13 protein-coding genes are annotated in these 13147 nt (G+C 72.0%); 7 read left to right on the top strand and 6 right to left on the bottom strand.

Annotated features, from left to right (window positions below; translation table 11 throughout):
• Window positions 1-139: 139 nt before the first annotated feature.
• Window positions 140-1471 (bottom strand): bifunctional o-acetylhomoserine/o-acetylserine sulfhydrylase, encoded by a 1332-nt coding sequence (locus tag DEJ14_RS11000; protein WP_111086406.1) that lies wholly within the window; start codon window positions 1469-1471, stop codon window positions 140-142.
• A gap of 310 nt (window positions 1472-1781) precedes the next feature.
• Window positions 1782-2873 (bottom strand): acyltransferase family protein, encoded by a 1092-nt coding sequence (locus tag DEJ14_RS10995; RefSeq protein WP_111086405.1) that lies wholly within the window; start codon window positions 2871-2873, stop codon window positions 1782-1784.
• Between the two features lie 123 nt (window positions 2874-2996).
• Here DEJ14_RS10995 and DEJ14_RS10990 point away from each other — a divergent pair, with 123 nt between their 5' ends.
• The 5 genes from DEJ14_RS10990 (at window position 2997) to DEJ14_RS10970 (ending at window position 6390) form a co-directional block, all read left to right on the top strand.
• A complete protein-coding gene (locus DEJ14_RS10990) occupies window positions 2997-3770 on the top strand; it encodes an SDR family oxidoreductase (RefSeq protein WP_111086404.1) in 774 nt (257 codons plus the stop codon).
• 69 nt (window positions 3771-3839) lie between these two features.
• Window positions 3840-4373: a phosphoribosyltransferase gene (locus DEJ14_RS10985; RefSeq protein ID WP_173168683.1), complete on the top strand. Its 534-nt coding sequence runs from the start codon at window positions 3840-3842 to the stop codon at window positions 4371-4373.
• The gene (locus DEJ14_RS10980; protein WP_111086446.1) at window positions 4370-5089 is read left to right on the top strand and encodes a Type 1 glutamine amidotransferase-like domain-containing protein; all 720 of its coding nucleotides are present in this window, start codon (window positions 4370-4372) and stop codon (window positions 5087-5089) included. The genes DEJ14_RS10985 and DEJ14_RS10980 overlap by 4 nt, the downstream gene beginning before the upstream one ends.
• A gap of 5 nt (window positions 5090-5094) precedes the next feature.
• Window positions 5095-5778 (top strand): uracil-DNA glycosylase, encoded by a 684-nt coding sequence (locus tag DEJ14_RS10975; protein ID WP_111086444.1) that lies wholly within the window; start codon window positions 5095-5097, stop codon window positions 5776-5778.
• A gap of 9 nt (window positions 5779-5787) precedes the next feature.
• Window positions 5788-6390 (top strand): GNAT family N-acetyltransferase, encoded by a 603-nt coding sequence (locus DEJ14_RS10970; RefSeq protein ID WP_111086403.1) that lies wholly within the window; start codon window positions 5788-5790, stop codon window positions 6388-6390.
• 367 nt (window positions 6391-6757) lie between these two features.
• On the opposite strand, the gene DEJ14_RS10965 is transcribed toward DEJ14_RS10970, so the two are convergent.
• Complete coding sequence (locus tag DEJ14_RS10965) at window positions 6758-7456, bottom strand: FadR/GntR family transcriptional regulator (RefSeq protein WP_111086975.1); 699 nt, start codon at window positions 7454-7456, stop codon at window positions 6758-6760.
• Window positions 7457-7662: 206 nt separating this feature from the next.
• Here DEJ14_RS10965 and DEJ14_RS10960 point away from each other — a divergent pair, with 206 nt between their 5' ends.
• Both DEJ14_RS10960 and DEJ14_RS10955 read left to right on the top strand, forming a co-directional pair.
• Complete coding sequence (locus tag DEJ14_RS10960) at window positions 7663-9213, top strand: GntP family permease (RefSeq protein ID WP_111086974.1); 1551 nt, start codon at window positions 7663-7665, stop codon at window positions 9211-9213.
• Window positions 9210-9743: a gluconokinase gene (locus DEJ14_RS10955; protein ID WP_111086973.1), complete on the top strand. Its 534-nt coding sequence runs from the start codon at window positions 9210-9212 to the stop codon at window positions 9741-9743. The genes DEJ14_RS10960 and DEJ14_RS10955 overlap by 4 nt, the downstream gene beginning before the upstream one ends.
• Window positions 9744-9747: 4 nt before the next feature.
• Here DEJ14_RS10955 and DEJ14_RS10950 read toward each other — a convergent pair whose 3' ends face one another.
• From DEJ14_RS10950 to DEJ14_RS10940, 3 genes are read right to left on the bottom strand one after another with little or no spacing between them, the layout of a single operon-like run.
• Window positions 9748-10506, bottom strand: a complete 759-nt coding sequence (locus DEJ14_RS10950) for a 3-keto-5-aminohexanoate cleavage protein (protein ID WP_111086972.1) — start codon at window positions 10504-10506, stop codon at window positions 9748-9750.
• 11 nt (window positions 10507-10517) lie between these two features.
• On the bottom strand, window positions 10518-11432 hold the full coding sequence (locus tag DEJ14_RS10945; protein ID WP_146249861.1) for a L,D-transpeptidase: 915 nt from the start codon (window positions 11430-11432) through the stop codon (window positions 10518-10520).
• A 28-nt stretch (window positions 11433-11460) separates the two neighbouring features.
• The gene (locus tag DEJ14_RS10940) at window positions 11461-13125 is read right to left on the bottom strand and encodes an ABC-F family ATP-binding cassette domain-containing protein (RefSeq protein WP_111086970.1); all 1665 of its coding nucleotides are present in this window, start codon (window positions 13123-13125) and stop codon (window positions 11461-11463) included.
• Between the last annotated feature and the right edge of the window lie 22 nt (window positions 13126-13147).

Genomic DNA, 13147 nt, shown 5'->3' with positions numbered 1-13147 from the left:
TTCGACTCGTGGATCGTCGCACCATGCGCACGCACCGGATGCGTGCGCAACGAGCGACGTCCCACGAGCCGATCGACTCGTGGGACGTCGCAACATGCACAGGCATCGAGCGCGTCGTGCCTCGCTGCTCGAGCGAACGCTAGGCGCGCTGCCCCTCCTGCGACACGGCTCGGGCCGCGGCGAGCCCGGCCTCGAGGTCGGCCTTCAGGTCCTCGATGTTCTCGATGCCGACGGACAGGCGCACCAGGCCCGGCGTCACCCCGGTGGTGAGCTGCTGCTCGGGCGTGAGCTGCGAGTGCGTGGTCGACGCCGGGTGGATCACGAGCGAGCGGACGTCGCCGATGTTCGCCAGGTGCGAGAACAGCTGCAGGTTGTCGACGAACGCCTTGCCCGCGGGCACGCCGCCCTTGAGCTCGAACGAGAGCACGGCGCCGACGCCCTTCGGCGCGTACCGGTTCGCCGCGGCGTACCAGGGCGACGTCGGCAGGCCGGCGTAGGCGACGGTCGCGACGTCCGGGTGCTGGTCGAGCCACTCGGCGATCTCCTGGGCGTTCGACACGTGACGCTCGATGCGGAGCGACAGCGTCTCGATGCCCTGCAGGAGTGCGAACGCGGTGTCCGCCGAGTTCGACGCCCCGAGGTCGCGGAGCAGCTGCACGCGGGCCTTCACGATGTAGGCGAGCTCGTTGCCGACGGCCTCGGCGAAGACCGCGCCGTGGTACGACGGGTCGGGCGTGTTGAACTCCGGGAACTTGTCCGGGTGCTGCGACCAGGCGAACTTCCCGCCGTCGACGATGATGCCGCCGATGACGGTGCCGTGGCCGCCGAGGAACTTCGTCGCCGAGTGCACGACGATGTCGGCCCCGTGCTCGAACGGACGGATCAGGTACGGCGTCGCGATCGTGTTGTCGACGATCAGCGGGACGCCGGACTCGTGCGCGACGTCGCTGACGCCGGTGATGTCGAGGACGTTGATCCGCGGGTTGCCGATGGTCTCGGCGAAGAAGAGCTTCGTGTTCGGGCGGACGGCGCGGCGCCACTCCTCGAGGTCGTCCTGGTCCTCGACGAACGTGGTCTCGATGCCGAGCTTCGCCAGCGTGTACTTGAACAGGTTGTACGTGCCGCCGTAGATCGACGACGACGACACGATGTGGTCACCAGCACCCGCGATGTTCAGCACGGCGTACGTCTCCGCTGCCTGGCCGGACGCCACGAGGAGTGCGCCGCTGCCGCCCTCGAGTGCCGCGATGCGCTGCTCCACGACGTCGTTCGTCGGGTTCATGATGCGGGAGTAGATGTTGCCCGGCTTGGCGAGGGCGAACAGGTCGCGGGCCTCGTCCGAGTTCGCGAACACGTACGAGGTCGTCTTGTAGATCGGGGTGGCGCGGGCGCCCGTGGTCGGGTCCGGCTGTGCGCCGGCGTGGACCTGCGTGGTCTCGAACCGCCACTGCGCGGCGTCGTGCTCGGTCATCTTGGTGCTCCTGTCCGGTGCGGCTGGTCGTCGGGTCGCCTTGCGCTCGGCCTGGAGGCGCGGCGCTGCTTTGCGTCGGCACTCACGGTACGCAGGTGGTCGCGCTGGTACCAGCGCACCCGCCTCGGGACGTAACGCGCACGCCCGACGCGCCACGGGCCTCCCGTCCGCGGAGCGCGACGCTGGGTCGCACCGTGCGAGGTCACCTGTGGTGCGAGGTTCCGGACTCGGTGCAGGCCTGGGTCCCCTGCACCACGGACGGAACCTCGCACCGTTCGCCGGCGGGCCTCGCACGGTGCGAGGAAGGGGGTCAGGCGGGGTCGCGACGGAACAGCCAGCCGACGTTCGGTTCCAGCAGCCAGCGCATCCCGCGCCGCACGAAGGGCTGCGCCAGGAAGAGGCTGACCGCGCAGGCGATCGCGACCATCAGGAGCACGAACGGCCACGCGGAGTGCGGACCGGCGAGCACGCCGGACTCGCGGATCGGGTAGAGCACGAACGTGTGCAGCAGGTACACGTACATCGTCGCCGCACCGAACTGCGTGAGCCAGATGTTCCGGCGGGGGATGAGCACCAGGAACGACGCGGTGAGCAGGGTCGCGAGCAGCATCAGCCCGAACCGGACGGCACCGGCCCACCAGGCGTCCTCGCCGAGACCCGAGTACGAGTCGTCGTAGAAGAACCAGTGGTGCAGGTCGAACTCCTTGAACTGCGGGATCCACACCGCGCACGACACGGCCCACGCGGCGAACACGACACCGGCGGCGACACGCACCCGGACGACGGTGCGACGCGAGGCCTCGTACCAGCGGTCGAAGAGCCCCCACTGCTTGACCTGCCACCCGAGCAGGAAGAACGGCAGCAGGCTGATCGCGCGTGAGAGGGACAGCGTGGAGTCGACGTTGTCGAAGTAGCCGACGCCGATGCTGAACACGACGGCCCAGAACAACGGCCACCGCAGCTGCGCCAGGTACGGCAGGATCAGCTTGAAGATGCCGAGGGCCAGCAGGAACCACAGGGTCCAGGTCGGCTGCGTCGGGTTGAAGTCCTTGCCGCCCTCGACGATGCCCTGCACCACCGTCCAGATCGTCTGCATGATGATGTACGGCACGACGATGTCGGTGATCGTCCGGCGCATGCGCTTCGCCGTCGGGGTGTCGGCCGACGAGAAGTAGCCGCTGATCACACCGAACGCTGGCATGTGGAACGCGTAGATGAACGTGTAGAGCGCCAGTGCGTGCTCGCTCGCCGTCGTCTGGCGCTGGATCGCGTGACCGATCACCACGAGGGTCACCGCGACGAACCGCGCGGTGTCCCACATCGGGATACGGCGCGGTGCCCGGCCGGGTTCGAGCTGCGTCGCCGGGGCCGAGGGTGCGGGAGGGGCGGCATCCGTCGTCATCGTCGGTCACGTTACCGGATCGTGACCTGGACGGCTCGGCGCGGTGCGGGAACGGTCCCGCTCGGTACGGTGGTCGGACCGGGCCGTCACGCGTCCTGGTCACCGACGCAGGAGGCAGATCACATGGCAGCACGGCGCGCAGTCGTCACCGGAGCGAGCTCGGGCATCGGGGCGGCCACCGTCCGGCTGTTCCGCTCGCGGGGCTGGGACGTGCTCGCCGTCGCACGCCGGGCGTCGAAGCTCGAGGCGCTCGCCGCGGAGACCGGGGCCGAGGTCCTGGTGGCGGACATCACGAGCGCCGCCGACGTCGAGGCGCTCGCCGCCCGCGTCGCCGAGCTCGGCGGCGCGGACGTCCTCGTGAACAACGCGGGTGGCGCGTTCGGCTCGGCCAGCGTCGAGGAGTCCGACGTCGACGACTGGCGGGCCATGTTCGAGGTGAACGTGATCGGCACGAAGCGCGTCGTCGCCGCGCTGCTGCCGCACCTGCGGGACCGTGCGCGCGACACCGGGGGAGCGGACATCGTCACGGTGACGAGCACGGCCGGCTTCGTGGCGTACGAGAACGGCGGTGGCTACAACGCCGCGAAGTTCGCCGAGCACGCCCTGGTCGGCGCGCTCCGGCTCGAGCTGAACGGCGAACCGATCCGCGTCGTCGAGATCGCCCCCGGTCTGGTGAAGACCGACGAGTTCGCGCTCACCCGCTTCCGCGGCGACGAGCAGAAGGCCGCTGCGGTCTACGACGACGTGCCGGACCCGCTCGTGGCCGACGACGTCGCTGAGGCGATCGTGCACGCGGTGGAACTGCCGCCGCACGTGAACCTCGACTTGGTCACGATCCGACCGGTCGCGCAGTCGGCGCAGCACAAGCTCGCGCGCGGGACGCTCACGCCGCGCTGACCGTCTGCGCAGCGCCCGGGCGGTGGCCACGGGTCGCGGGCGCGGGGTCCCTGCCGGTACCGTGGTCGGATGCCGATCAGCAGCGAACCCGAGCCCACGGCCCCGGCTCAGTCGACCGTGACCGTGACGAGCGGGCCCGAGGTGCTCGGATGGCTGGAGTTCGGTGACGCCGCACGCCTGCTCGCGAAGGACGTGCTGTCCTCCGGCTTCGAGCCCGAGGTCGTCGTCGCCGTCGCCCGTGGCGGGCTGATCATCGCCGGTGCCGTGGCCTACGCGCTCGGCACCAAGGAGTGCGGCTCGATCAACGTCGAGTTCTACACCGACGTCGAGCAGCGCCTGGACGAGCCCGTCGTGCTCGCACCCGCGCTCGACGCCCCGAGCCTCGCCGGCAAGCGCGTGCTCGTCGTCGACGACGTGTCGGACTCCGGTCGGACCCTGCGCTTGGTCGTCGACATCATCCGGAACGCCGGTGCCGACGTCCGCAGCGCCTGCCTGTACTCGAAGCCCGGCACCGTCCTCGAGCCCGACCACGTGTGGCGCCGGGTCGACGGCTGGATCACGTTCCCGTGGAGCGCCCTCGCACCGGTGACGGCCGAGTCGTGAGCATCCACCTCGTCGGCGGCGGACTCTTCGCCGCCTCGGACGCCGCAGCGCCCTTCCTCGCCGAGGCCACCGCACGGTCGGCAGCCGTCGGCCGGACGGTCCCGCGCATCGCCCTGCTCTCCGTCGCCGGTCCGGACGGCGGCAGTCCGTCGTCGACCGCCGACATCGCCGAGGTGCTCGGTGGTGCCCGCGCGGCCGAGGTCGTCGTCACCGAGGTCGCGGCCGGCCAGGTGTTCGACACGACCGTCCTGAGCGACGTCGACGCGCTCGTCGTCGGTGGCGGTGTCACTCCGGACTACCTGGGAGCGATCGCCCCGCTCGTCGACCAACTCCGGTTGCTCGTCGCCGACGGCCTGCCTTACCTGGGCTACTCGGCCGGCGCGATGATCGCCGCCGACCGCGCGCTCGTGGGCGGCTGGCGCATCGGTGGCGTCGAGATCTGCCCCGAAGCAGCCTCTGAAGGACTCGACGAGGTCGAGCTCCGCGAAGGCCTCGGCCTGGTCGACCTGACCATCGACGTCCACGCGGTTCAGGCCGGCACCCTCGCCCGCCTGATCGCGAGCGCCGAGGCCGAGTTCGTCACCGCCGGCCTGGCGATCGACGAGGACACCGCACTCGTCGTCGGCGAGGGCGCGCTCGAGGTCCGGGGTACCGGCAGCGTCTGGCGGGTCATGGCCGGCGAGGAGTCGGTGGCCGTCGCCACGATGGGCGCGTAGCCGTGGTGGAACCACGACCGCTCGCCGACCTGGTCGACCCGGGCTGGGCGTCGGCGCTCGCTCCGGTGGAGGCCGACGTGCACCGCATGGGTGCCTGGCTCCGTGACGAGACAGCGGCCGGCCGCTCCTACCTGCCGGCCGGCGCCGACGTGCTCCGGGCCTTCACCACGCCGTTCGACGCCGTGAAGGTGCTCGTGGTGGGGCAGGACCCCTACCCGACGCCTAGCAACCCGATCGGGCTGTCGTTCGCCGTCGACCCAGCGGTTCGTCCGGTGCCGCGCAGCCTGGTGAACATCTACAAGGAGCTCAGCGCCGACGTCGGCGTGACCCCGCCGGCGCACGGCGACCTGCGTGCGTGGTCGGACCAGGGCGTCCTGCTGCTCAACCGTGTGCTCACGGTCCGTGCGGGCGACGCCGGCAGTCACCGCGGCAAGGGCTGGGAAGCCGTCACGGACCAGGCAGTCCGCGCACTCGTCGCCCGGGGGACCCCGCTCGTCGCCGTGCTCTGGGGCGCGCAGGCCGCGTCCGTCCGGCCGCTGCTCGGCGACACCCCGGTGGTGGCGTCGGCGCACCCGAGCCCGTTGAGCGCGTCGCGGGGCTTCTTCGGCAGTCGGCCGTTCTCGCAGGTCAACGCGCTGCTGCAGGAACAGGGCGCGGCACCGGTCGACTGGTCGCTGCCCGCTCAGTAGGCTCGGCACGTGCTCGAGGAGGAATACCAGCGACGGCGGGTCCTGCCGCGACACCTGCGTGCCCGGCCGGCGAGCGAGACCGCCTTCGAGTACCGGATCCGTGCCGCCGAGGCGAGCGACCTGCCCGACGTGCGCGAGATCCACACGCACTACGTCCGCAACTCCTCCGTGACGTTCGACCCGTCGGCGTTCACCTTCGCCCGGTGGAAGCAGCGCTACGACGACATCCGGAAGCGCAAGCTGCCCTTCCTGGTGGCCGAGAACCCGGCCGGTCAGATCCTCGGCTACGCGCTGGTGGACGCCTGGAACCCGCGCGACCGGTCGAACCGGGTGGTCGAGGACTCGATCTACCTCGGAGCGGCCTCGGGCGGCAAGGGTCTCGGCCGTGCGCTCATGGAGGCTCTGCTCGACGAGTGCCGGTCCGCCGGGGTCCGCGAGGTCGTCGCCGTGATCGCCGACCGGCAGGCCGAGGCCTCGATCCGCCTGCACGAGCGGCTCGGCTTCGAGGAGGTCGGCCGGATGGGCAAGGTCGGCTACAAGTACGACCGGTGGCTCGGCACGGTGACGATGCGCCTGCGGTTGCGCGGTCCCCGTCTCTTCGCGCGCAGGTAGTCGGTCCGTCGTCCGTCGTCGTCCGTCGTCCGGTCGCGTCTCGGGCCGCGCCGAGGTTCCGAGATCTGCGCATCTCGGCGTGCGATCGCGTGCGTTGGGGAACCTCGACGACCAGCGCACGGCGTGTTGTGGAACCCGGGCGGCTGTCGGACGGGAGGCCCGTGGGCGCGTCGCCACGGGCCTCCCGTCCGTCGTTCGGTCGCGGTGGGCCGCGCCGAGGTTCCGAGATCTGCGCTTCTCGACGTGCGATCGCGCGCGATGTGGAACCTCGACGGTCAGTGCACGGCGTGTTATGGAACCTCGACGGTCAGCGCACGGCGTGCCGCCGCCCCGCGCCCGCCCCGCCCCTCGCCCGCGCCCGCCCCCGTCAGGGCCGCGGGGCCTCGGCGATGAACTCGTCGCGCGTGACGCCGACGAGCGCCGTCGTCGCGGCCGCCGCGGCGGCCCCGTCACCCGCGACGAGGGCGTGCCCGACGGCCTCGTGGCGGAGTGCTGCCTCGCGCGTCCAGCGCGTGATGGTGTCGCGCGACTCCGACGTGCGGGTGCGCAGCAGCGCCTCGACGGTGCCGGCGAAGTGCGCGAAGACGGCGTTGCCGGAGCCGGTGAGCAGGGCGCGGTGGAAGAGGACGTCGGCCTCGAGGTACGCGCGGCTGTCCTCGCGCGCGCATGCGGCGAGCATGTCCTGCGCGGCGTCGAGGACGACGGACGCCCCGGAGCCGCCAGCGGTGAGCGACGCCGCGACGGGTTCCACGCCGAGTCGCAGCTCGAGCAGTTCCCGCTGCTGCACGAAGTAGGCGGGCGAGGCGCCACGCCACCGGATGACCGTCGGGGCGAGCAGTTCCCACGACCCGATGCCGAGCACCTGCGTGCCGACGCGCTGCCGGGGTTCGACGAGCCCGAGCGACTGCAGGACGCGCAGCGCCTCGCGCACGACCGACCGGGACACGCCGAACTCGTCCGCCACGAGCTCGGGGCGGACCACCGTGCCGGGGTCGAGCGCACCGTCGACGATGCGCTGCCCGAGGGCGTCGAGCACGTGGGCGTGGAGTCCGCGGGCTGGGGGCATCGTTCCTCCGTGCAGTACGTGTCGCGCGGTCGGCGTGACGTCGGTCCCATCGAAACGGCAGACTGCGTCCGAGGGCGGATGGCGCGCGGCGGATCGTCGTATAGTCTGATTAATCAGATTATTGAGGGTCGGCGCGCGCAATGCCAACCGCCACTCGACACGAAGGCGACGGAGCCGCGCGGCAGCGGCTCCAGGAAGGGGCACCGATGCCTCACGCTCCAGTCCACCTGCTCGCCCACCCCGTGGGCACGGTCCTCGCGGCCGAGGGCGGCGGCACCGAGACGGTCGACCCGTCCGGACCGATCCCGCAGCTGATCATCGCGGCCCTGGTCGGCATCGTCGTGATCATCGCGCTCATCACGTGGCTCAAGGTCCACCCGTTCATCGCGCTCGTGATCGGTGCCCTGGGCGTCGGCATCGGGGCGGGGCTTGCGCCGGACAAGGCCGTCGTGAGCTTCGGCAACGGCTTCGGTGCGACGATGACGAGCGTCGGCATCCTGGTCGGCCTCGGGTCGATGTTCGGCAAGATGCTCGTCGACTCCGGCGCCGCCGACCGCGTGGTCGACACCCTGGTGCGCAAGTCGTCGAAGGCCGCGCTGCCGTGGACGATGGCCCTGATCGGTGCGCTGATCGGCCTGCCGATGTTCTTCGAGGTCGGCCTCGTGCTCCTCATCCCGATCATCGTGCTCGTCGCCAAGCGCAGCTCCGTGCCGATCATGAAGATCGCCGTGCCCGCCCTGGTCGGCCTGTCGACGATGCACGCGTTCGTCCCGCCGCACCCCGGCCCGCTCGTCGCGATCTCGACCGTCGGCGCGAACCTCGGCACCACGCTCGCCTTCGGCATCGTGCTGGCGATCCCGGTCATCATCCTGGCCGGACCGGTGTTCGCCCAGTTCGCGGCCCGCTGGGTCGACATCCCCGCTCCCGACCTGTTCGGGTCGCGTGGGTCGGACTCCGCGTCGGCGTCCGGTCCGCAGGACCCCGCCTCGGGCGGACGGGAGGCCCGGCGCGGCCCCGCCACGCAGGACACCGCATCCCTGCCGAACGGCAAGAGCGACTTCACGCGCGTCATCAGTGAGCCGCGCAGCCCGTCGTTCACCGTCGCGCTCATCGGCATCCTGCTGCCCGTCGTCCTCATGCTCGCCCAGGCCGTCCGCGAGGCCACGATGCCCGACGCAGCCGGCTCGTGGGTGAGCCTGCTCGACTTCCTCGGGTCGCCGATGATCGCGATCGGCATCGCGGCGATCTACGCGATGGTCTTCTTCGCGATCGGCGGCGGCATGGACCGGTCCGCCGTGGCGAAGTCGCTCGAGAGCGCGCTGCCCCCGGTCGCCGGGGTGCTGCTCATCGTCGGTGCCGGCGGTGGGTTCAAGCAGGTGCTCATCGACACGGGCATCGGCGGCGTGATCGCCGACGCCGTGAAGGACTCCGGCGTCTCGGTGCTCCTCGTCGCCTGGGTCGTGTCGGCCCTGGTGCGCGTCGCCACCGGTTCCGCCACGGTCGCCACCGTCACCGCGGCGGGCATCATGGCCCCGATCGCCGCCGACCTGTCCACGCCGATGACCTCGCTGCTCGTGCTGGCGATCGGTGCCGGCTCGGTGTTCCTGTCGCACGTCAACGACGCCGGGTTCTGGCTCGTCAAGGGCTACCTCAACACCACCGTGGGGCAGACCTTCAAGACGTGGACGGTGCTCGAGTGCCTCATCTCGGTGCTCGGTCTGCTCGGGGTGCTGCTGGCCGGGGTGTTCATCCGATGAGCGGCGACTCCGCTCTGGATGCGCGTGTCCTGGTCGTCATGGGGGTCTCCGGTTCCGGCAAGTCGACCGTCGCCGCGATGGTCGCCGAGCAGCTCGGGTGGGACTTCGCCGAGGGCGACGCCATGCACCCGCAGGGCAACGTCGACAAGATGCACGCTGGCACACCGCTCACCGACGAGGACCGCTGGCCGTGGCTCGACGTCGTCGCCGACTGGATCCGCGGGCACCTCCACGCCGGCACGCACGGTGTCGTGACCTGCTCGGCGCTGAAGCGGTCGTACCGCGACGTGCTGCGGGCGCCCGGCGTGGTGTTCGTGCACGTCGCCGGTGACGGCGCGTTGATCGAACGGCGCATGTCGCAGCGGTCTGGCCACTTCATGCCGACGTCGCTGCTGCAGTCCCAGCTCGCGACGCTCGAGCCGCCGCAGGACGACGAGGCGCACCTGACGATCGCGGCCGACCGGACCCCGGAGGAGGAGAGCGCCGAGGTCGTCGAGCGGCTCGGGCTCGGGCTCGGCGGCGGCCGCTAGCCAGCTAGCTGCCGCTGGAGTCCGAGTCGGATCCGGTGCCGGCGCGGCTGGCTTCGGACACCATTCGCGCTGCAGCGGCGGCGAGCTGCGCGTTCGACGTCACCGCCGTGCCGTCCTCGAGCACGCCCGTGTCCTCGAGCCCGGTGCGGATCGCGTGGCCACGCGCGAGGGCACGGCGGCTCACCTGCCACGAGGCGGCGCCGATGCCGTGGTGGAGCTGGGGGAGCCGGACCCCCGCGGCGGCGACGATCGACTCCATCGCCGCGTCGAGTGCGAGCGCGGTGTCGACGTCGTCCACGAGCGGCTCGACGACGAGGCGGACGAACCGGTCGTGGCCGCCCTTCCGGACGAACCGCTCGGCGTCGTCGGTGCTCAGCACGCACGCCTCGACCCCGACGCCGCGTCGCGCGAGGAGATCGGTCACGTCGTCGATCCCCTCCTCGCCCTGGTTCGCGGCGATCAGGTCGGGCAGCTCCGTCCACGAGGACACGAGGTCGAGTCGTTCGCGGGGGTCGGGCACGATCGCCGCGAAGGTCGTGACGTTGAGCGGGATACCCGGGCACGCCGCCCGCACGGCGCGGAGCATCCGGCCGACCGGTCCGGCGGCGAGCGACTCGGAGCCGTCGTCGTCGAAGGCGTGCAGGTGGAGGAGCGTCGCGCCCGCCGCCACGCAGGCTGCCGCGTCACGAGCGATCTCGGCCGGTGTGCGCGGCATCGCCGGGTGGGTGGTGTCGCCGTTCAGGGCGAGTTGCAGGTCGGGCACGTCGTCGCTCCTCAGCTGAACCGGATCGGGGTGCCGACGGGCAGGGCGGCGAGGGTGCGGGTCATCTGCGCGGAGATCCGCACGCACCCGTGCGAACTGCCGGTCGGGTCGGGGTAGTAGTGCAGCGCCGTCAGTGCCGCGTTGCCGCCGTACGACGGGATCCGCGACGAGTGCGCCCCGGTCAGGATGATCGGGTTGCCCTGCGTGTAGGTCACGCGGGTGTCCACGTACGCCGCCTCGACGTAGGTGGCGGTGTCGGACGGCGTGGGGTCCTCGGGGGTGCCGAGCCGGGCCGCCTCGCTCGCGGTGACCTGGCCGCTCCGGGTGACGACCGACACCGTGCTGCGGGCGACGTCGACGCGGATCATCCGGTCCGTGTCGGTGACCGTGAAGTCGGCGGCCCGTGCCCAGGCGAACGTGGCGCTCGGCGCGTCCGGGTCGCCGCCGTCGCCCGGGGTGCGGTTCCGGGCCGGGGTCGAGACGAGGAGCATGCCGCCGTCGACTCCGGGCGACCGGCCCCACACTGCAGTGGCGGCGGGCAGGTCGATCGTCGACACCAGGTGCGACAGCGTGGCCACCGGGCGGGCGCGGCTCGACGGGCTGGCGTACAGGGCCACGAGGTCGTGCCGCGGGGTGGCGATCTGCCAGGTGTCCGCGGGGCGGACGTCCCCGCCGTCGAGCAGTTCGGGGACGACGCCGTCGTGGAACGCCAACGGCAGGGCGGCGAGGGTGGCGGCCGACGGCGCTCGGGGGACGGCCGCGAGCGTCGGGGTGGGGGTCGGCGTCGGCGTCGCGGTCGGTGTGGCCCGTGCGACGTGGGTCGGGTCGGTGTCCGGACGGTCGGCGGTCACCCCGACGACGACGGCGGCCGCGACGGCGAGCGCCGCTGCACCCCCGACCACGGCGATCCAGCCCCTGCGTCGCATCGGCATCCCCCTGTGCTCCTGGTGTCGGTCAGCGTTCGGTGACCCGGCCGGCGTCGACGTGCCACTGCCGGTCGAGGCGGACGGTCTCCAGCATGCGCCGGTCGTGCGTGACGAGCAGCAGGGTGCCGTCGTACGACTCCAGTGCCTGTTCGAGCTGCTCGATGGCCACCAGGTCGAGGTGGTTCGTCGGTTCGTCGAGCACGAGCACGTTCACCCCGCGGGCCTGCAGCAGCGCGAGTCCGGCGCGGGTCCGTTCGCCGGGGGAGAGCGCCGACGCGGGCCGTCCGACGTGGTCGGCCTTCAACCCGAACTTCGCGAGCAGCGTCCGGACGTCGGCGGTGGTGTACTCGGGCACGATCGCCTCGAACGCCGCGGCGAGCGACTGGTCGCCGGTGAAGGCCGCACGGGCCTGGTCGACCTCGCCGACGGCGACGCTCGACCCGAGCGAGGCGGTGCCGGTCGTCGGTGCCTGCTTGCCGAGCAGTGCCCGGAGCAGCGTGGACTTGCCGGCGCCGTTCGGCCCGGTGATGCCGATGCGGTCGCCGCCGTCGACCTGCAGCGACACCGGGCCGAGCGTGAAGTCGCCCTGCGCGAAGGTGGCGTCGGACAGGGCGGCCACAACGGCCGAGGACCGTGGAGCGCTGCCGATCGTGAACTCGAGCTGCCACTCCTTGCGGGGCTCCTCGACCTCGTCGAGCCGCGCGATGCGGGACTCCATCTGGCGGACCTTCTGCGCCTGCTTCTCGCTCGACTCCGAGGCGGCCTTGCGCCGGATCTTGTCGTTGTCCGGGGCCTTCTTCATGGCGTTGCGCACGCCCTGGCTCGACCACTCGCGCTGTGTGCGGGCGCGGGAGACCAGGTCGGCCTTGGTGGAGGCGTAGTCCTCGTACGCGTCGCGCTTGTGCTGCCGGGCGATCTCGCGCTCCTCGAGGAACGAGTCGTACCCGCCGCCGAACAGCCGGTTGGACGACTGCGCCAGGTCGAGCTCGAGCACGCTCGTCACCGATCGCGCCAGGAACTCCCGGTCGTGGCTGACGAGCACGACCCCGCCGCGCAGGCCCCGGACGAACCCCTCGAGCCGGTCCAGCCCGTCGAGGTCGAGGTCGTTGGTGGGCTCGTCGAGCAGGACGATGTCGAACCGCGACAGCAGCAGCGCCGCGAGCCCGACCCGAGCGGCCTGCCCACCGGACAGTGCGGTCATGAGCGAGTCCGGCCCGACGCCGTCGTCATCGGTTCCGGTCTCCAGGCCGAGGTCGGCCAGGACGGCGGGGATGCGGTCTTCCAGATCAGCGGCGCCCGCGGCGAGCCAGCGGTCGAGCGCCGTCGAGTAGCGGTCCGCGGCAGCGTCGCCGGCGTCCGGGTCGCCGAGCGCGGCGGCCGCAGCGTCCATGGCCTCAGTCGCCTCGGCCGAGCCGGTCCGCCGGGCGATGTACGCGGCGACGGTCTCGCCCGCGATCCGTTCGTGCTCCTGGGGGAGCCAGCCGACGAACGCGTCGGTCGGTGCGAGCGACACCGTGCCCGCCAGGGGCTCGTCGACACCCGCCAGCAGTCGGAGCAGGGTGGACTTGCCGGCACCGTTCACGCCGACGACGCCGATCACGTCGCCCGGTGCCACCGTGAGGTCGAGGGAGTCGAACAGCGTGCGAGCGGCGTACCCGCCGGACAGGCCCTTGGCGACGAGCGTGGCGGTCATGCGCCAATCGTCCCACGCGGCG

It is taken from the genome of Curtobacterium sp. MCJR17_020 (genome assembly GCF_003234365.2).
GTDB lineage: Bacteria > Actinomycetota > Actinomycetes > Actinomycetales > Microbacteriaceae > Curtobacterium.
The sequence above is the reverse complement of the archived record's forward strand: the minus strand, read 5'-3'. Positions and strand labels throughout refer to the sequence as shown.

Coding starts and splice junctions, on each gene's coding strand:
- DEJ14_RS10945 (WP_146249861.1), bottom strand. CDS start 11,432: ATGCGACGCAGGGGCTGGATCGCCGTGGTCGGGGGTGCAGCGGCGCTC.
- DEJ14_RS10955 (WP_111086973.1), top strand. CDS start 9,210: ATGAGCGGCGACTCCGCTCTGGATGCGCGTGTCCTGGTCGTCATGGGG.
- DEJ14_RS10940 (WP_111086970.1), bottom strand. CDS start 13,125: ATGACCGCCACGCTCGTCGCCAAGGGCCTGTCCGGCGGGTACGCCGCT.
- DEJ14_RS10960 (WP_111086974.1), top strand. CDS start 7,663: ATGCCTCACGCTCCAGTCCACCTGCTCGCCCACCCCGTGGGCACGGTC.
- DEJ14_RS10985 (WP_173168683.1), top strand. CDS start 3,840: ATGCCGATCAGCAGCGAACCCGAGCCCACGGCCCCGGCTCAGTCGACC.
- DEJ14_RS10965 (WP_111086975.1), bottom strand. CDS start 7,456: ATGCCCCCAGCCCGCGGACTCCACGCCCACGTGCTCGACGCCCTCGGG.
- DEJ14_RS10995 (WP_111086405.1), bottom strand. CDS start 2,873: ATGACGACGGATGCCGCCCCTCCCGCACCCTCGGCCCCGGCGACGCAG.
- DEJ14_RS10990 (WP_111086404.1), top strand. CDS start 2,997: ATGGCAGCACGGCGCGCAGTCGTCACCGGAGCGAGCTCGGGCATCGGG.
- DEJ14_RS11000 (WP_111086406.1), bottom strand. CDS start 1,471: ATGACCGAGCACGACGCCGCGCAGTGGCGGTTCGAGACCACGCAGGTC.